The sequence below is a fragment of the Halonotius aquaticus genome (assembly GCF_003605575.1).
Classification (GTDB): Archaea; Halobacteriota; Halobacteria; order Halobacteriales; family Haloferacaceae; genus Halonotius; species Halonotius aquaticus.
The window spans coordinates 1-13,840 of sequence record NZ_QKNY01000014.1 but is presented as its reverse complement, the minus strand read 5'-3'; the positions used below and the strand labels follow the sequence as shown (position 1 = coordinate 13,840).

The 13,840-nt window shown below is 56.9% G+C and carries 17 protein-coding genes; 11 read left to right on the top strand and 6 right to left on the bottom strand.

The window, feature by feature from the left end; translation table 11 throughout:
- The first annotated feature begins 13 nt into the window (after positions 1-13).
- Entirely contained in the window at positions 14-1,075 is a 1,062-nt protein-coding gene (locus DM826_RS09320; protein WP_120103125.1) for a glycosyltransferase family 4 protein, read from the top strand.
- A gap of 83 nt (positions 1,076-1,158) precedes the next feature.
- Here the strand turns inward: DM826_RS09320 and DM826_RS09315 are convergent, their stop codons facing one another.
- A complete protein-coding gene (locus DM826_RS09315; RefSeq protein WP_120103124.1) occupies positions 1,159-1,551 on the bottom strand; it encodes an ArsR/SmtB family transcription factor in 393 nt (130 codons plus the stop codon).
- Positions 1,552-2,035: 484 nt separating this feature from the next.
- Between DM826_RS09315 and arsD the strand changes: the two genes are divergently transcribed.
- The 7 genes from arsD (at position 2,036) to DM826_RS09280 (ending at position 6,990) form a co-directional block, all read left to right on the top strand.
- Positions 2,036-2,362 (top strand): arsenite efflux transporter metallochaperone ArsD, encoded by a 327-nt coding sequence (arsD, locus tag DM826_RS09310; protein ID WP_120103123.1) that lies wholly within the window; start codon positions 2,036-2,038, stop codon positions 2,360-2,362.
- 3 nt (positions 2,363-2,365) lie between these two features.
- A complete protein-coding gene (arsA, locus tag DM826_RS09305) occupies positions 2,366-4,306 on the top strand; it encodes an arsenical pump-driving ATPase (protein ID WP_120103122.1) in 1,941 nt (646 codons plus the stop codon).
- Positions 4,303-4,668, top strand: a complete 366-nt coding sequence (hcsL, locus tag DM826_RS09300) for a halo-CC-star protein HcsL (RefSeq protein WP_120103121.1) — start codon at positions 4,303-4,305, stop codon at positions 4,666-4,668. Before arsA ends, hcsL begins: the two co-directional genes overlap by 4 nt.
- Positions 4,659-4,850 (top strand): halo-CC-star protein HcsS, encoded by a 192-nt coding sequence (hcsS, locus tag DM826_RS09295; RefSeq protein WP_120103120.1) that lies wholly within the window; start codon positions 4,659-4,661, stop codon positions 4,848-4,850. Before hcsL ends, hcsS begins: the two co-directional genes overlap by 10 nt.
- A gap of 481 nt (positions 4,851-5,331) precedes the next feature.
- The gene (locus DM826_RS09290) at positions 5,332-5,574 is read left to right on the top strand and encodes a thioredoxin family protein (protein ID WP_120103119.1); all 243 of its coding nucleotides are present in this window, start codon (positions 5,332-5,334) and stop codon (positions 5,572-5,574) included.
- A gap of 6 nt (positions 5,575-5,580) precedes the next feature.
- Entirely contained in the window at positions 5,581-6,510 is a 930-nt protein-coding gene (locus tag DM826_RS09285) for a permease (protein ID WP_120103118.1), read from the top strand.
- Between the two features lie 96 nt (positions 6,511-6,606).
- Positions 6,607-6,990 carry an ArsR/SmtB family transcription factor gene (locus DM826_RS09280; protein ID WP_120103117.1) on the top strand — a complete coding sequence of 128 codons (384 nt, stop codon included), beginning with the start codon at positions 6,607-6,609 and terminating at the stop codon, positions 6,988-6,990.
- Between the two features lie 89 nt (positions 6,991-7,079).
- Here the strand turns inward: DM826_RS09280 and DM826_RS09275 are convergent, their stop codons facing one another.
- The gene (locus tag DM826_RS09275) at positions 7,080-7,850 is read right to left on the bottom strand and encodes a hypothetical protein (protein ID WP_120103116.1); all 771 of its coding nucleotides are present in this window, start codon (positions 7,848-7,850) and stop codon (positions 7,080-7,082) included.
- 296 nt (positions 7,851-8,146) lie between these two features.
- Between DM826_RS09275 and DM826_RS09270 the strand changes: the two genes are divergently transcribed.
- Entirely contained in the window at positions 8,147-8,425 is a 279-nt protein-coding gene (locus DM826_RS09270) for a type II toxin-antitoxin system HicB family antitoxin (RefSeq protein WP_165853292.1), read from the top strand.
- Positions 8,426-8,482: 57 nt separating this feature from the next.
- The gene (locus DM826_RS09265) at positions 8,483-8,731 is read left to right on the top strand and encodes a hypothetical protein (protein WP_120103115.1); all 249 of its coding nucleotides are present in this window, start codon (positions 8,483-8,485) and stop codon (positions 8,729-8,731) included.
- Between the two features lie 103 nt (positions 8,732-8,834).
- Here DM826_RS09265 and DM826_RS09260 read toward each other — a convergent pair whose 3' ends face one another.
- From DM826_RS09260 to DM826_RS09245, 4 genes are all read right to left on the bottom strand, one after another.
- The gene (locus DM826_RS09260) at positions 8,835-10,076 is read right to left on the bottom strand and encodes a Fic family protein (RefSeq protein ID WP_120103114.1); all 1,242 of its coding nucleotides are present in this window, start codon (positions 10,074-10,076) and stop codon (positions 8,835-8,837) included.
- Positions 10,077-10,322: 246 nt separating this feature from the next.
- The gene (locus DM826_RS09255) at positions 10,323-10,694 is read right to left on the bottom strand and encodes a nucleotide pyrophosphohydrolase (RefSeq protein WP_120103113.1); all 372 of its coding nucleotides are present in this window, start codon (positions 10,692-10,694) and stop codon (positions 10,323-10,325) included.
- Positions 10,695-10,748: 54 nt separating this feature from the next.
- Positions 10,749-12,641, bottom strand: coding sequence for a DUF2075 domain-containing protein (locus DM826_RS09250; RefSeq protein WP_120103112.1), 1,893 nt, complete (start codon positions 12,639-12,641; stop codon positions 10,749-10,751).
- A gap of 213 nt (positions 12,642-12,854) precedes the next feature.
- Positions 12,855-13,298 (bottom strand): hypothetical protein, encoded by a 444-nt coding sequence (locus DM826_RS09245; protein ID WP_120103111.1) that lies wholly within the window; start codon positions 13,296-13,298, stop codon positions 12,855-12,857.
- A 138-nt stretch (positions 13,299-13,436) separates the two neighbouring features.
- On the opposite strand from DM826_RS09245, the gene DM826_RS09240 reads away from it, so the two are divergent.
- Positions 13,437-13,826, top strand: a complete 390-nt coding sequence (locus DM826_RS09240; RefSeq protein WP_205738830.1) for an SHOCT domain-containing protein — start codon at positions 13,437-13,439, stop codon at positions 13,824-13,826.
- Positions 13,827-13,840: the final 14 nt, after the last annotated feature.

The following is a 13,840-nucleotide window of genomic DNA, read 5'->3' as shown; positions in this document are numbered from 1 at the left end:
GGAGGGATCGCGGATGAAGATCGGCCTCGTCGTCTACGGCGAACTCGACACCCAGTCGGGCGGCTTTCACTACGACCGCCAACTCATGGCGGAACTCCGAGCGGCCGGCGAGACGGTCGAGGTGATCGAACTCCCGTGGCGATCCTACCCGCGCGGCCTCCTCGACAACGTCTCCCGCCGGCTGCGACGGCGACTCACTGGCGACTACGACGTGTTGCTACAGGACGAACTCGCTCATCCTTCCTTGGCGTGGACGAACCAACGGCTCTCGACGCCGATTGTGAGCATCGTCCACCATCTCCGAGCGAGTGAGAACCGACGCCTGCGGCCGCTGTATCGAGCGGTCGAGCGTCGCTATCTCCGGAGCGTTGACGGCGTCGTCTGTAACAGCAGCGTCACCCGCGATGTCGTCACCGATCTCGGTGTCGACGCCGAGCGGACGGTGATCGCACCGCCGGCCGGCGACCGATTCGACCCAGTGATTGCGGACGAACAGATCGACGAACGTGCACGCGAGGAGCCACTCCGCGTGCTGTTCGTCGGCAACATCACGCCGCGAAAAGGCGTCGACACGCTCATCGACGGGCTGGCAGCCGCCGACGGCGACGCTGAACTCACAGTCGTCGGCACCCCGGTCGACGAGCGCTACGTCTCGGGCTGTCACGACCGCGTCGCCGGCCACGGGCTGAGCGAGCGTGTCACGTTCACCGGCGGCATCGACGACGCGTCCCTCGCCGCGGCGTTCCGCGAGCATCACCTCTTGGCCGTGCCGTCTCAGTATGAGGGGTACGGCATCGTCTATCTCGAAGGGATGGGCTTCGGGCTGCCGGCGGTCGCCTCGCGAGCCGGCGGCGCGACCGACATTGTCACCGACGGCGAGAATGGGTTTCTCGTCGACCCCGGCGACGTGGCCGCTGTCGCCGACGCGATCACGACGCTGGCGGCCGACCGCGACCGGCTGGCGACGATGGGACAGGCTGCCCGCGAGCGGTACGAGACTCAACCCGACTGGACGGAGACGGCCGCTACCGTTCGGGGGCTACTTGATTCAGTTGTCGCTGCGGACTCCGGCTGAGAACAGGGCGGTGCCAACGAAACCGGATGTCGCACCTGTGTGCCGCTGGCTCATACTACTAGACGCTGATCCACAGTCGCCAGCTACAGCTCGCGCGCGCCATCAAGAGCGACAAGCAGCGCGGTGGCTTTCGGCGTGGTGGCGTACTTTCGCCACTTGCCGTCTTTCCGGCGCGTGATCAATCCGGCGTCGGTCAGCTGCGACAGGGCGTGACTGATCGCGCTGTCGCTGACCTCCAGCAGCGGCGTGAACTCACAGACACACAGCTCATCGGACGCCGTGTGGAGAATCCGGAGAATCCGGTATCGTGTCTCGTTGGACACCGCCGAGAGCACGGCGATATCGGTCTCGATATCAGGGCCGTCAACCGCGGTGTCTAATTCCTCAAGCTCCTCAAGCCGCTCTTGGAGTGTCTCGTTCGTGCAACTCCCCAGTTCGTCGGTGAGATACCGCTGGAGCCGCTCTGTCGTTGACATACTACTCATTTTGACTGATACTCAAATAACGATTGCGGCCTGAGACAGATCTGTGCAATCAACGAGATAAAAACGATTTACTATTTCTTCAGCTGATTTAATTTACTGGCCGACTACACACGCGTCAATTTCACCGATAGTGAGCTGATCACAGGGGCGATGTATCCGGTGAGTGACTCACTGGATAGCGAGGTGGTCGGCGTGACCATCATCCGCTATGCCCCCGTTCGATGTCTAAGAACCGTTTTTATCGCAAGCGCGCCCTCCTCTCACCCGTCTCACGCTCACCGAGACAGACACCGACTCGTGTGCACTCGATAGCTTCGCCGGCTGAGTTGGTTCGAGCCAGCTTGCGTTAGTGATCATCGAAACGTTTAGGTGTACGGTTCATGTTTTGCTCAAATGAGATCGAGTCGAGACAACCCTGATCACGGTCGATAGTTCCGCACAGTCGAGACTCGTTTGATTACCGATTACGCAACCAATGACCCAACTCAAACTCTACGAAGAAGCGATGTGTTGTTCGACGGGTGTCTGTGGCCCCAACCCCGACGACGAACTCGTCGAACTGAGTGCTGCACTCGACCAACTCGAAGATGAGTTCGACGAGGCCGAGATCTCGCGTGCTAACATGCAGCACAACATCGATCAGTTCCTCAACACCGAGGAGATCTACGACCTCGTCCAGGAGAATGGCCCTGAAATCCTCCCGATCACGACTGTCGACGGCGAGATCGTTGCCAAGGAGGAGTACCTCTCCTACGACGAGCTGGCGGCTGAACTGCGCGCCGACCAACCGCAGGAGGCCTAAGTAATGGCAACGACGCAACCAACGACAGACGCCCGAGAGATCGTTGAACCGAGCGGCGAAGACACCGAGTTCGTTTTCTTCAGCGGGAAAGGCGGCGTCGGCAAGAGCACCGTCAGCTGTGCGACAGCGACGTGGCTCGCCGACAACGACTACAACACCCTGCTGGTGACGACCGACCCCGCGCCGAATCTCTCGGACATCTTCGGCCAAGAGATCGGCCACGAGGTCACCGGGATCAACGACATCGACAACCTCTCGGCCATCGAGATCGATCCCGACGAGGCTGCCGAGGAGTACCGCCAAGAGACCATCGAGCCGATGAGAGAGTTGCTCGACGACGAGCAGATCCAGGCGGTCGAAGAACAGCTCAACAGCCCGTGTGTCGAGGAGATCGCCGCCTTCGACAACTTTGTCGACTTCATGGATTCCCCGGCGTACGACGTGGTCGTCTTCGATACCGCACCCACGGGCCACACGATCCGGCTGATGGAGCTCCCCTCCGACTGGAACGCTGAACTCGAAAAGGGCGGCTCGACCTGTATCGGCCCCGCCGCCTCGATGGAGGAGCGCAAGCAGGATTACGAGCGCGCTATCGACACCCTCCAAGACAGCGAGCAAACGTCGTTTGCCTTCGTCGGCAAGCCAGAGGACTCCTCGATCGACGAGATCCAGCGGAGCGCGTCGGATCTTGGCGAGTTGGGCATCGAATCACAGCTCCTCATTATCAACGGCTATCTGCCCGAATCGGTCTGTGAAGACCCCTTCTTCGAGGGCAAACGCGAGGACGAACAGGCGGTCATCAAGCGCGCACGCGAGGAGTTCGACGCCGAGGCGATGGCAACCTACCCGCTGCAGCCCGGCGAGATCGCCGGGCTCGACCTCCTGGCCGACGTGGGTGGCGTCCTCTACGATGGCGACGAAGCGACCGTCGACGTGGGGGCGGCAACCAACGTCGACACCGACGAGGCGATCGACTTCGACTCGCTGACCGATCCTGACGCTGTTACCGAAAAGCTCCAGCCGGTCGACGGCGAGACACGCTATCTGTTCTTCACCGGGAAGGGCGGCGTCGGTAAGTCGACCATCGCTGCAACCTCGGCGACCAAACTCGCCGAGGCGGGCTACGAGACGCTCGTGGTGACGACCGATCCGGCCGCCCATCTCGAAGACATCTTCGGCGAACCGGTCGGCCACGATCCGACCTCAGTAAGCCAAGCAAACCTCGATGCAGCCCGCATCGACCAAGAGAAGGCCCTCGAAGAGTACCGCCAGCAGGTTCTCGATCACGTCACCGAGATGTACGCCGAGAAGGAAGACACCGAGATCGACGTTGACGCGGCTATCGCAAACGTTGAGGAGGAACTGGAGTCGCCGTGCGCCGAGGAGATGGCGGCTCTCGAAAAGTTCGTGGGCTACTTCGACGAGGATGGTTACGACATCGTCGTCTTCGATACCGCCCCGACCGGCCACACCCTGCGACTGCTCGAACTCCCGTCGGACTGGAAGGGCTTCATGGATCTCGGCTCGCTGACGAAGGGTGCCGCGCCCGCGAAAGGCGACCAGTACGACAACGTCATCGAGACGATGCAGAACCCAGACAAAAGCTCGTTTGCCTTCGTCATGTACCCCGAGTACACGCCGATGATGGAAGCTCATCGCGCGGCCGAGGATCTGAAGGATCAGGTCGGCATCGAGACCGCCTTTGTCGTCGCCAACTACCTCCTGCCCGAGGAGTACGGCGACAACGCCTTTTTCGCTAACCGGCGAGCCCAACAGCAGCAGTATCTCGGCGAAATCAAGGATCGCTTCGAGACGCCATTGATGTGCGCGCCGCTCCGACAGGATGAGCCCATCGGCCTTGCAGAACTCAGCGCGTTCGGCGACGCTGTGAGCGGATTGGCTGAACTCACCGACAAACAAACCGCAGAGGTGTCACAACAATGAGTGAAACCCAACCCGTCGAAGACGCAGTCGAAGGAAAGCTACAGGCGTTCATCGACGCCATCGAGAACAGCGACACGTACCAGGAGTTCATGGCCGCGAACGAACGGCTCGAAAACGACGACGAGGCCATGGCGCTGCTCGATGGGTACCGACAGAAACAGCGACAGTTGCAGACGAGCTTCGATCAGGAGCTCATGGCCGAACTCCAGGAGATCCAAGAGGAGTTGGAGCAAAACGAGACGATCCAACAACACAGGCAGGCACAGACAGCGTTGGTCGAGTTGCTCCAGGAGACCAACGACGTGATCAGCGAGCCGATCGGGATGGAGTTCGCCCAGTCCTCGGGAGGTGGGTGCTGTTGAGCACCTCCGAGCAAGAGGTCTTGGCAGCCGCCGAAGAACTCGGCGAGGAGCTTCGCAACGCCCAGCGCGAACAGAGCCAATTCGAGTTCAACTCGCTGCTGATGCGGTGTAACGACGCCCTCGGCCGGGAGATCGGTATCGACTACGGCAGCGCCTGCGGTGCTGGCGACGACTGCTGTTAAGTAGTCACACCGCACTCCGTTTTTGCATCTCCTTCCGCTCAGCGAACCGATCATGAGCCAAAGCCACCCATCCAACCCGAATATCGCCTGCCGCGAGCGACTCGCAGCGTGATACAGCCGTCTTCCGGGAGCACTCGACTGATTGCAGTCGAGGTAACCTGTTTTCGAAGCTACTGGATTTGATTCGGAAATTCATATCGAGTATTTTTGATTCAATATTGTGATCGAGCAAGCGCTGCTATTGAACTGCTCGTCGCTTTTTGTGCTGTAATATGGCTAAAATGGCATCATTTCGCTGTTTCGATTGTAATCCCGATTCGATTAATAAAATTATATCATCGACAGATTATATACAAATCGGAATTCTTCGAAATGTATTTAACACATACCGTATTTTACCGATATGTATGTCGGAGACAACTGCCGACACGACCGGTACAGATCGACGAACGGTTGTCGGTATCAACACAGGAGAAAGACAATGAAAATCACCGTCTACGGGCCATCAAACTGTAGCAACTGTACGGATCTCAAAGAGACAGCCGAAGCGATTATCGACCGCAATGGTATCGACGCCAACGTAACGAAGGAAACCGATATGACCGAATTGGCCGCCAAGGGCGTCATGTCGACGCCAGGCTTCGAGATCGACGACGAAATGGTCTTCAGCGGCACGACGCCGTCGGAACCCGAACTGGAATCGATCATCACGGAGCACGTCTAACCCGGAATGGTCTTCAAGCAGTTCGCAACGTGGGTTGTCGACACCATCGGCCTCACTGGGGCCCCCAGAGCGAGTGCTCACTTCTTCGTGTACGACACGCTGAAGATCCTCGCCATTCTGACAGCCGTGATCTTCGGGGTTACCTACCTGCGCACCTACTTCCCGCCGGAGAAGATCCGGGACTATCTCGACGGGAAGACGGCTTTCACCGGATACGTGCTGGCCGCGCTCATGGGGATCGTCTCACCGTTCTGCTCATGTTCGACGATCCCGATCTTTCTGGGGATGGTCGGCGCGGGCATTCCGTTCGGCATCACGATCACGTTCTTGGCGGTCTCGCCGATGATCAACGAGGCCGCCCTCGTCGTCCTGCCGGGCGTTGTCGGCTTTGAGTTGACCGCGCTGTATGCGGTCAGCGGGATCGCCATCGGGATGACAAGCGGCTACTCGCTCAATCTCCTCGGATTTGACCGCTACGTCGACGACTTCGAGTTCGGCGATTCGGAGGTCGATATTGACGAGCCGACCAGACGCGAACGGCTCGAAGAGGCTTACGCCGAAGCCAAAGAGATCATCCTGGAGATCATCCCGTATGTCATCGTCGGCGTCGGGGTCGGCGCGCTCATCCACGGCTACCTTCCCGAACAGCTAGTCGAGACCTACCTCTCTGGACAGTGGGGTGTCTTCGGCGCGGTCGCTGTCGGCGTGCCGATGTACACCGACATCCTCGGGGTGATTCCGGTCGTCGAGTCGCTGCTCGGTAAGGGGCTCCCGGTCGGCACCGGCCTCGCGTTTATGATGTCGGTCGCCGCGCTCTCGCTGCCGCAGTTCATGATCCTCAAGAAGGTGATGCAAAAGGAGTTGATCGCCGCCTACGCGGGCACGCTTGCATCGGGGATCCTGGTGATCGGGTTGTTGTTCAACATCGTGCTCTGAGTCGCTGTCGCCCACCCCGGTCACGGTCACAAACGCTTTTAGCCCGACCCGATCAGTATCGAATCGAACACAACCGCCGTCGAGACACACCTGAGTATGACAGACACCGTCCCGGAATCAACACGTCAGACCCTCGAACGCCTCTATGAGAACCCCGATGAGCGACTGACCTCCTTATTTGACCTCGCCGCGGATGAGACGCAGGTCGACGCCCAGCTGACGGTATTCAAAGCGTTGGCCAACGAGTCTCGGGTTCGGATTCTCGATGCCCTCCGAGATGGCGAAATGTGTGCGTGTGAACTCCAGGTCGTCCTTGATGCGCCACAGTCGACGGTCGCCAGCCACCTCCGGGAACTCGCCGACGCAGGGATCGTCAGAAAACGCCGGCAAGGAAAATGGACGTACTACCGGATCGGTGATACGGCCGTGTTGCAACTGCTGGATCTCGCGGCGGCATTCGGCGACCCCGACGGCGAGTGAGCGGTCGTTTGAGCTAGTTTCCTGACGGTGATCATACCGTTTGTGCAGACTCGTCGCCTGCGTCGAACGTCGCGGTCGGCTGACAGCAGTTACTCCGGGAGGTCGACATCATCGTCGGCGTCGTACTCCCAGCCGTGATCGTCGATGAACGCAACCACGTCGTCGAGGGATTCGGTGACGCAGATCTCGGTGTCGTCGGCTCCCTCGCTGTCGAGGGCGGCTTCCAGTGTGCTGATCGGGTGGGTTTCGCTCGGGACGTTTGGGCCATCGTGGCCTTCGATCGTTACTGTCTGGCCCGTGTTCTCGTGGATGTAGACATCGATATCCGTTCGGAACGGGCGTTCTGTGAGGGTAACCCGCACGGTGCCGTCGGCGTCCCGTTTCGTTGCCGTCGCTGTGTATCGTACATCGTCGATCACCGGGCGGAGCGCGATGGCGTCCTCGTGGTCGTAGGCGCGCTCGGCGATCACCGCCCCCTCGTAGCTGTAGATCGCCTTCCAGCTGCGAAACGACGGCAGACTGCCGGTTCGGTACCGGGAGGCGGTATCGACGAAATCGAAGCCGATCTTCAGCGGCATGTTGGGGTGTGGCGTGCCGTGGGCCTCGCGGTAGGCCTGTGCGTCCTGCTGGGTTGGGCTGTGGGCTGTGAGGGCGGTGTGGGCCGTTTCGACATCAGCGGCCGTAATTGATTCCGGGTCGATCTCGAATGGCTCGCCGTCGTAGCACGCCCAGACGCGGGCGATGGCCGCCGAGAGCAGGTCGTCGTGGCCGGTCGCCGTGTCGGTGTTTTTGAGCTGTGTCAGCACCGCGATGAGCGACCGGACTGTCTCGCGGTCGAACGCTGGGGTGTCGACGTGCATATGGCTCGGTGTGTGATGTTGCGGATAGTACCGGTTTCAATCTGCTGTTGACATCGTTGGCAGGCGAACGCTTTTATTCGGTTACCGCTGAACGAACCACATGGTCGAACAACGCGGTGGCACCTTCAGTGGGTTCGACGGCTACGATGGCACCCAGGAAACCAGTGTGGCGACCGAACACGACGCGTGGGCTGTCGGCCCGCACGAAGACGGCTATTGAGTTGCTGCGCTGCTTCGACTGTCGATTCTATTATCGTTGCCGAACGTTTTTGCTGTACTACCTTGCATAGGTTCCTATGGATACTGGGGCGGACGAAAACACTGAGAGCGTGAGTCCAACTCATATTTCCTTAGAACGTTCCGAAGACGGTGGGGTGTGGCTGGTGCGCGATGAAGACACTGGCGTGGCTACGGAGGGCGAGACTCGCCAGCACGCCCTCGAAATGCTGGACGAGGCAGTCGCTGCGTACAACGGGGCGGGGCGCGAACCGACAGACAAAGAACTCCGCGAAGTGGGGATCGATCCCGAACAGAACACATCCGGATCGCTTGAAGACTCAGAAATCTTCGAGTAGTCAGTACCGAGAAAAATCGGAGAAATGGTTTTGTTAGTTCATATCTGAATGTATAACATGGGAACGAAGTCGATTCAGGTCTCGGAGGCGTTTCACTCGTATGTGGAAGCCCACAAAAAAGAGGGCGAGACGTTAGGCGAGACATTGGTTCGATTGACTGGTGGCCCACGACCCGAGATCGTCGCTGGTCTCGTCTCCGAGGAGACAGCCGAGGCGATGGAAGAGGCGACTGAGACCCGAAGCCAGAATCAGACCACCAGCCGCGAACACGTCGTCGAGCAGTTCGAGGCCACTGATGATTCTTGACACTCACTTTTTTGCGTCAGATCGCCGTCGGCGACCGATCTTTGCTCATGGCGACGCCTATGCGGTAGACACTCTGTTAGCGGATATTCGCCTACCCTCACCATCAATTGAAGTCTTCGATGGATGCCTGTCCGTTAGCGGCTGACTCGGATTGATACTTTTCGAATTCCTCATCGACATCAGCGACGAGGTCTTCAATCGGTTTCTCTATCACGTCAATTATGTCTGTTGCGTGATATACTTTGTACCGTTCTTTCCCGGTTACTTCCACTAGTACACCCTCTTTTTCGAGTTCGTAGATCGCGTTTCGAGCCGCCTGATACCCGACATCCGCCCGTTGTTCCGCCTGTTTAATTGTGATGACGGGGTTTTTGAACAGCTCATAGAGGATCGACAGCAGCGTTTCTGATTGCCGCCCCTGATATGTCTCTCGGTACTCCTCACGCAGCTCCAGCAACTCTTTCGAACGGATGAATACCTCTTTGCTCTGATCGATGACGCCATCGAGGAAAAACGAGATCCATTCCTCCCACTCGCCTTTCGAGTTCACATTGAACAGCGTATCAACGTACTCATCCCGATACTGATTGAAATACGAACTCAGATAGAGGAAGGGGTCCGGAAGCAGTCCGTATTTGTCCATCAACAGCGTGATCAATAACCGACCCATCCGTCCATTACCGTCGGTAAACGGGTGAATCGTTTCGAACTGATAGTGGATGAACGCGATATCAATAAGTGGATCGAAGGTTGGCCCGTCCTGGATATACTCGATCAGTTCATCCATTTTGTAGGACACGTGATGTGGTGCCGGTGGGACAAACCGGGCGTCCCGCGTATCTCGACTCCCGATTGCGCGTTGATCCGGTCGGTACTGGCCCGGATTCTTTTCCCCGCCGCGTACATCTGTCATCAGGATTTCGTGTAGCTCTTTCAACAGATCAGCCGTGATTGCAGCGTCGGGTAAGACATCGAGCCCTCGCTGCGTCGCGTGCACGTAGTTGAGTACCTCAGCTGCTTCATGCCGGGTCGTTCCTTCGATTGCGTCTTCTTCCCCGGCTTCGTGGGCATAGACAGCCGAAACCGTAGCATAGGTGCCTTCGATCCGTGATGAAAAGACCGCCTCGCGTCGGATGAACGGCCCCAGTAAGAGCATTCGAGAGCCCTGCACCATCTGCCCGATGCCGGCCAATTGCCCGACAGTACCGCGTGCTTCAGCGAGCTTTTCGATGAGTTCCGGTGTGTATTCGAACTCCGGAGGAAGGGGATCAGGGTTGTACGTTGGATACCCCTGATCCGTGTTGATCGTTCCCGGATACTCCGCCGCAAAATCCGTATGATCCATTACTAAGCGAATATGACGCTCTCTAACTTAATTTTTTGCCAGAAATACAAACTTAGAGAGTGCTGGTTCAGGCTAAGTATATGCCGCACTCACTTAGCCCAGCTTTTCTGCGTCAGGTAGCCTCACTGCGTTCGGCGACCGCTCCTTGAAAAAGCTGGATCAAAAAGAGCTGCGCTCGCTCCCGTTGGTCGCTCGCGGATGCTTCCAGCGTGCCACCGAATCAAGCCAATTGAGTCGATTACGATTCTAGTCCTCTTTTCGCTTCCATTCAGAGAGTTCTTCCCGGATTTCCTCAGATTCTGTAAGGTCAAATCTCTGTTCGTTCTTTTCAAGTTTTGTTTCGATTACTTCAGATAGGTCTAAATCGAACGCAGAAGCCATACTCAGCGAGTAGATAACGATATCAGCAAGTTCATCTTTGACATCATCACGGATTTTGGAATCCTCAGCGTAGGCCCCTGCTGGAAGATTATCATGCCATTGGAACAATTCCACCAGTTCGTTTGACTCGACCGAAATAGCCATTGCAAGGCTCTTTGGCGTGTGGAATTGGTTCCAACCACGTTCATCGATAAATTGCTCTTGACGATTTTGTAGCTCCCGTAGATTATCACTCATCACTGCAAATCAAGAGATAGATATCAGATAAAACTGTGCTGTCGGATGAATTGCCTAAAATTCAATTGAACCGTTGATGTTCTCCAGCCGAGTACGCAAATAATCTTCAAGTTGATCATCACAGCAATAAATATAGCAGCCCTTCAGGCCTCGGCTGAGCAGCGTCCTGTAGGTGTTTTTCACTACTTCATCAACGATTTTCTGCGCCTCTTCAGGGTCTTCATTCATCATCTTCTTTACACCCCTCAGTGAGTAGTCTGTGCTCGCTCTGCCCTCGTGATCCGTGACAATCTCGCCATCTCGGTATTTCATATCGGGGCCGATAATCACGCCCACGTAGTCGAATTCTAGACCCTGACAGGTATGGATACAACCGACTTCATCAATTGATCCTTCGTCAATTGCCCATGGATCACCACCATCACGATTCCAGCTTTTTCGATAGTCCCCGATTTCGATATCCACGTAGTCGGAGTCGCTTCTACCCTCTTTCTCCCACTCCCAGCAGTATCCGGCAACGACTCTTGATAGCGTTCCTGCTTTGTTTTTCTGCTCAATCGCGTGATGAAGGCTCTGAGGATCGTCGTAGAGTCGAACATCGAATTCCAGATCAAACCCATCAGCATTTGCGGTATCTCTGATTTCGAGTACATCATCCAGCCACGCGACGTATCCATCAGAGCCGCTGCAACGGAACTGCGCTTCGAGTTCCATCTCTTCGATATCTGCGTTCATCTGATTGGCGAACTTCTTTATTTCCTGTCTAGAGCCGATGTCGTCAATGTGTACGCGTTGGTTTTCGTCAATGAAGAAGACGGAGAACTGCGAAGCGTTGATGATCTCCATAATCTGATTTTCACCTTTACCGAAGAAATTCGATTCCTCGTTCAATCGATGGGCTTCGTCAGCAATGAGGGCCGGGAATTGATTGGATGAGGTCGAAACGTAGCTACCAGCACCATTGAATAGATGATCTATCTCTTTGACAAGCATGTCTCCTCGTAGTTTTTTCTTATAAACAGATCTTGGAGCCCTGTTTTTCGACACGTACTGCGCAGTATAATCTTCCTGTATCAACTCGGCGAGAATGTTGATTGCGACAACCGTCTTTCCTGTCCCCGGACCACCTTCAACAATTAGCACCTTTTTGCTGTTTTGCTGATTTGCCTTCTCAGCGAGTTCAACTGCGCGTTCAAAGACCACCTTCTGAGAATCAATGAGCGTAAATTCATCATTGGCCTCCAACATTGCCCCGAGTGAGTCTTGCAGTTTCTTGTTCGGCTTGAGATCCGAGTCTGCGATTTGTTGAATCAGGTTCTCACTGTTTGTTGAGGCTATTTTTGATTCGAGAACCCGTGAGAGGTTGTCAACATCTTGTTTGAGAAACACCGGTGCCTCCTTTGTGTAGTGTTTGTAGGCCGGATGATCTAGCCGCTCTCTATACTGTTCATCGAAATTATGCAGGTAGGCCAGCGGGCATAGTTCGATTTCGTCCTGCTGTACTTTCAGATTAAAATCTTCAATCAGTCGAGAATAGGACCACGCCTGATAGCTCGGATGCGTGGTCTCGCGCTTTCCACCACCCAAAATCGTCTTTACAATACCATCTTTGTCCGGAACTGGCTCTGTAGGATTTCCTTCCCACTGCTTCAATTCAATGATTGTGATGTTCTTGTTGTCGTTAATATCCCGACCAGATATCATGAAATCGACCCGGCGTGATGTGAGTGGGATCTGAAACTCTATGGCTACATCTGCATCAGTCGGAACGTCACAATTATAAAATAGATTAGACATATACTGCAGTGAGTTCTTCCAGGAGCGAATCTCGTTTTGACTGGCTCCTCCGACTCCTTGTGTCTCGAAACCAGCAACTATCTCATCGATAATAGCGTTCTGGACAACATCATCAACAAACCCGCCTGCCGTGTTCTGGTAGATAATCATGTATCGTTCTGACGTGTCGTCACTAAATTGCTGATTCTATCGTTAGACTCAGCGATGTAGTCCCTCGCCGCAAGCTCGTCGACACGTTCCTCCAGATAGTAACCCGAAAACAGCTTGGAGTTCCGATGCGCGGAGCCGAGCGTGGCCTGACTCATATGCCACCCCGTTTTGACAGCCGGAATAAGAACCTACTGGCTGTCAGCGCACAGACAGTTATTTCGCTTGCTCGTGAATCTCGTCGATCGCGGTCGTCACCGTCGACTCATCGAGGCCCATCACCTCGGCGATCTGGGCGTCGCTAAACCCCTGAACGGCGAGATAGCAGGCCAGCGGCCGGTCGCCGGCCGCCGCGACCTGTACCGGCACCCGCGCGGTCTCAGGGCTGGTCGCCGAGGCATCCGAGTGCCGAAACCGAAACGCCGGCAGCCGCTCGAACAGCACCGCCAACAGCGTCGCCCGGATCGGATGCGATCGGGCGGCCTCGGGATCGGTCGCCAGCCGCACCGCGCCCTCAGGGGTCTCTAAGCTCCGACTGACCGCCTGCGGGAGTGCCTTCGGCACCGGCATCGACAGCGACTCCGGGAGGTACACCGAGACATCCGCCGAGCTGTGTACCGACCCCGCCTCACCCTCATAGATCGTTTCCGTCGCGTCCATACCGATCGTTGTGGCTGGCGGCTATAAGCTGTTGTCACCGACCGCGCTGCGCCGCCAGGCTCTCGCCACACCCTCAACCGGTTGCCGGTGTGGCAATCACAGCAGTAATCTACCGGCAGTCACAATACCGACCCATCGATGGCTGTCGACCCAGACGAAGGCCTCATCACCGATCTGATGATCGGCCTGTGGTTTGTACTCGCCGCCGACCTCATGGCGCTGACGGGGTTTGCGTACCTCGGCGGGTACGTCTCCCGCTGGGTGTTCATCCTGACCACCGGGCTCACCAACGCCGCCTTCGCGCTGTGGATCGGCTGGCGATGGCTGGCGATCCGCCGGGCGGAGCCAACCGACCGCGCGGCGATCGAGGAGCTCAAACACCGGTATGCTGCCGGGGAGCTCTCCGACGCCGAGTTCGAACGCCGACTCAGCGAACTGCTTGATGCTGACGAGGCCGTCGCAACGGCCGATATCGACGTCGGCGACGCGCCACAGTCGGCGACCACCGATCCCGAACCGACCGAGTAGGCTACTCCTCGATC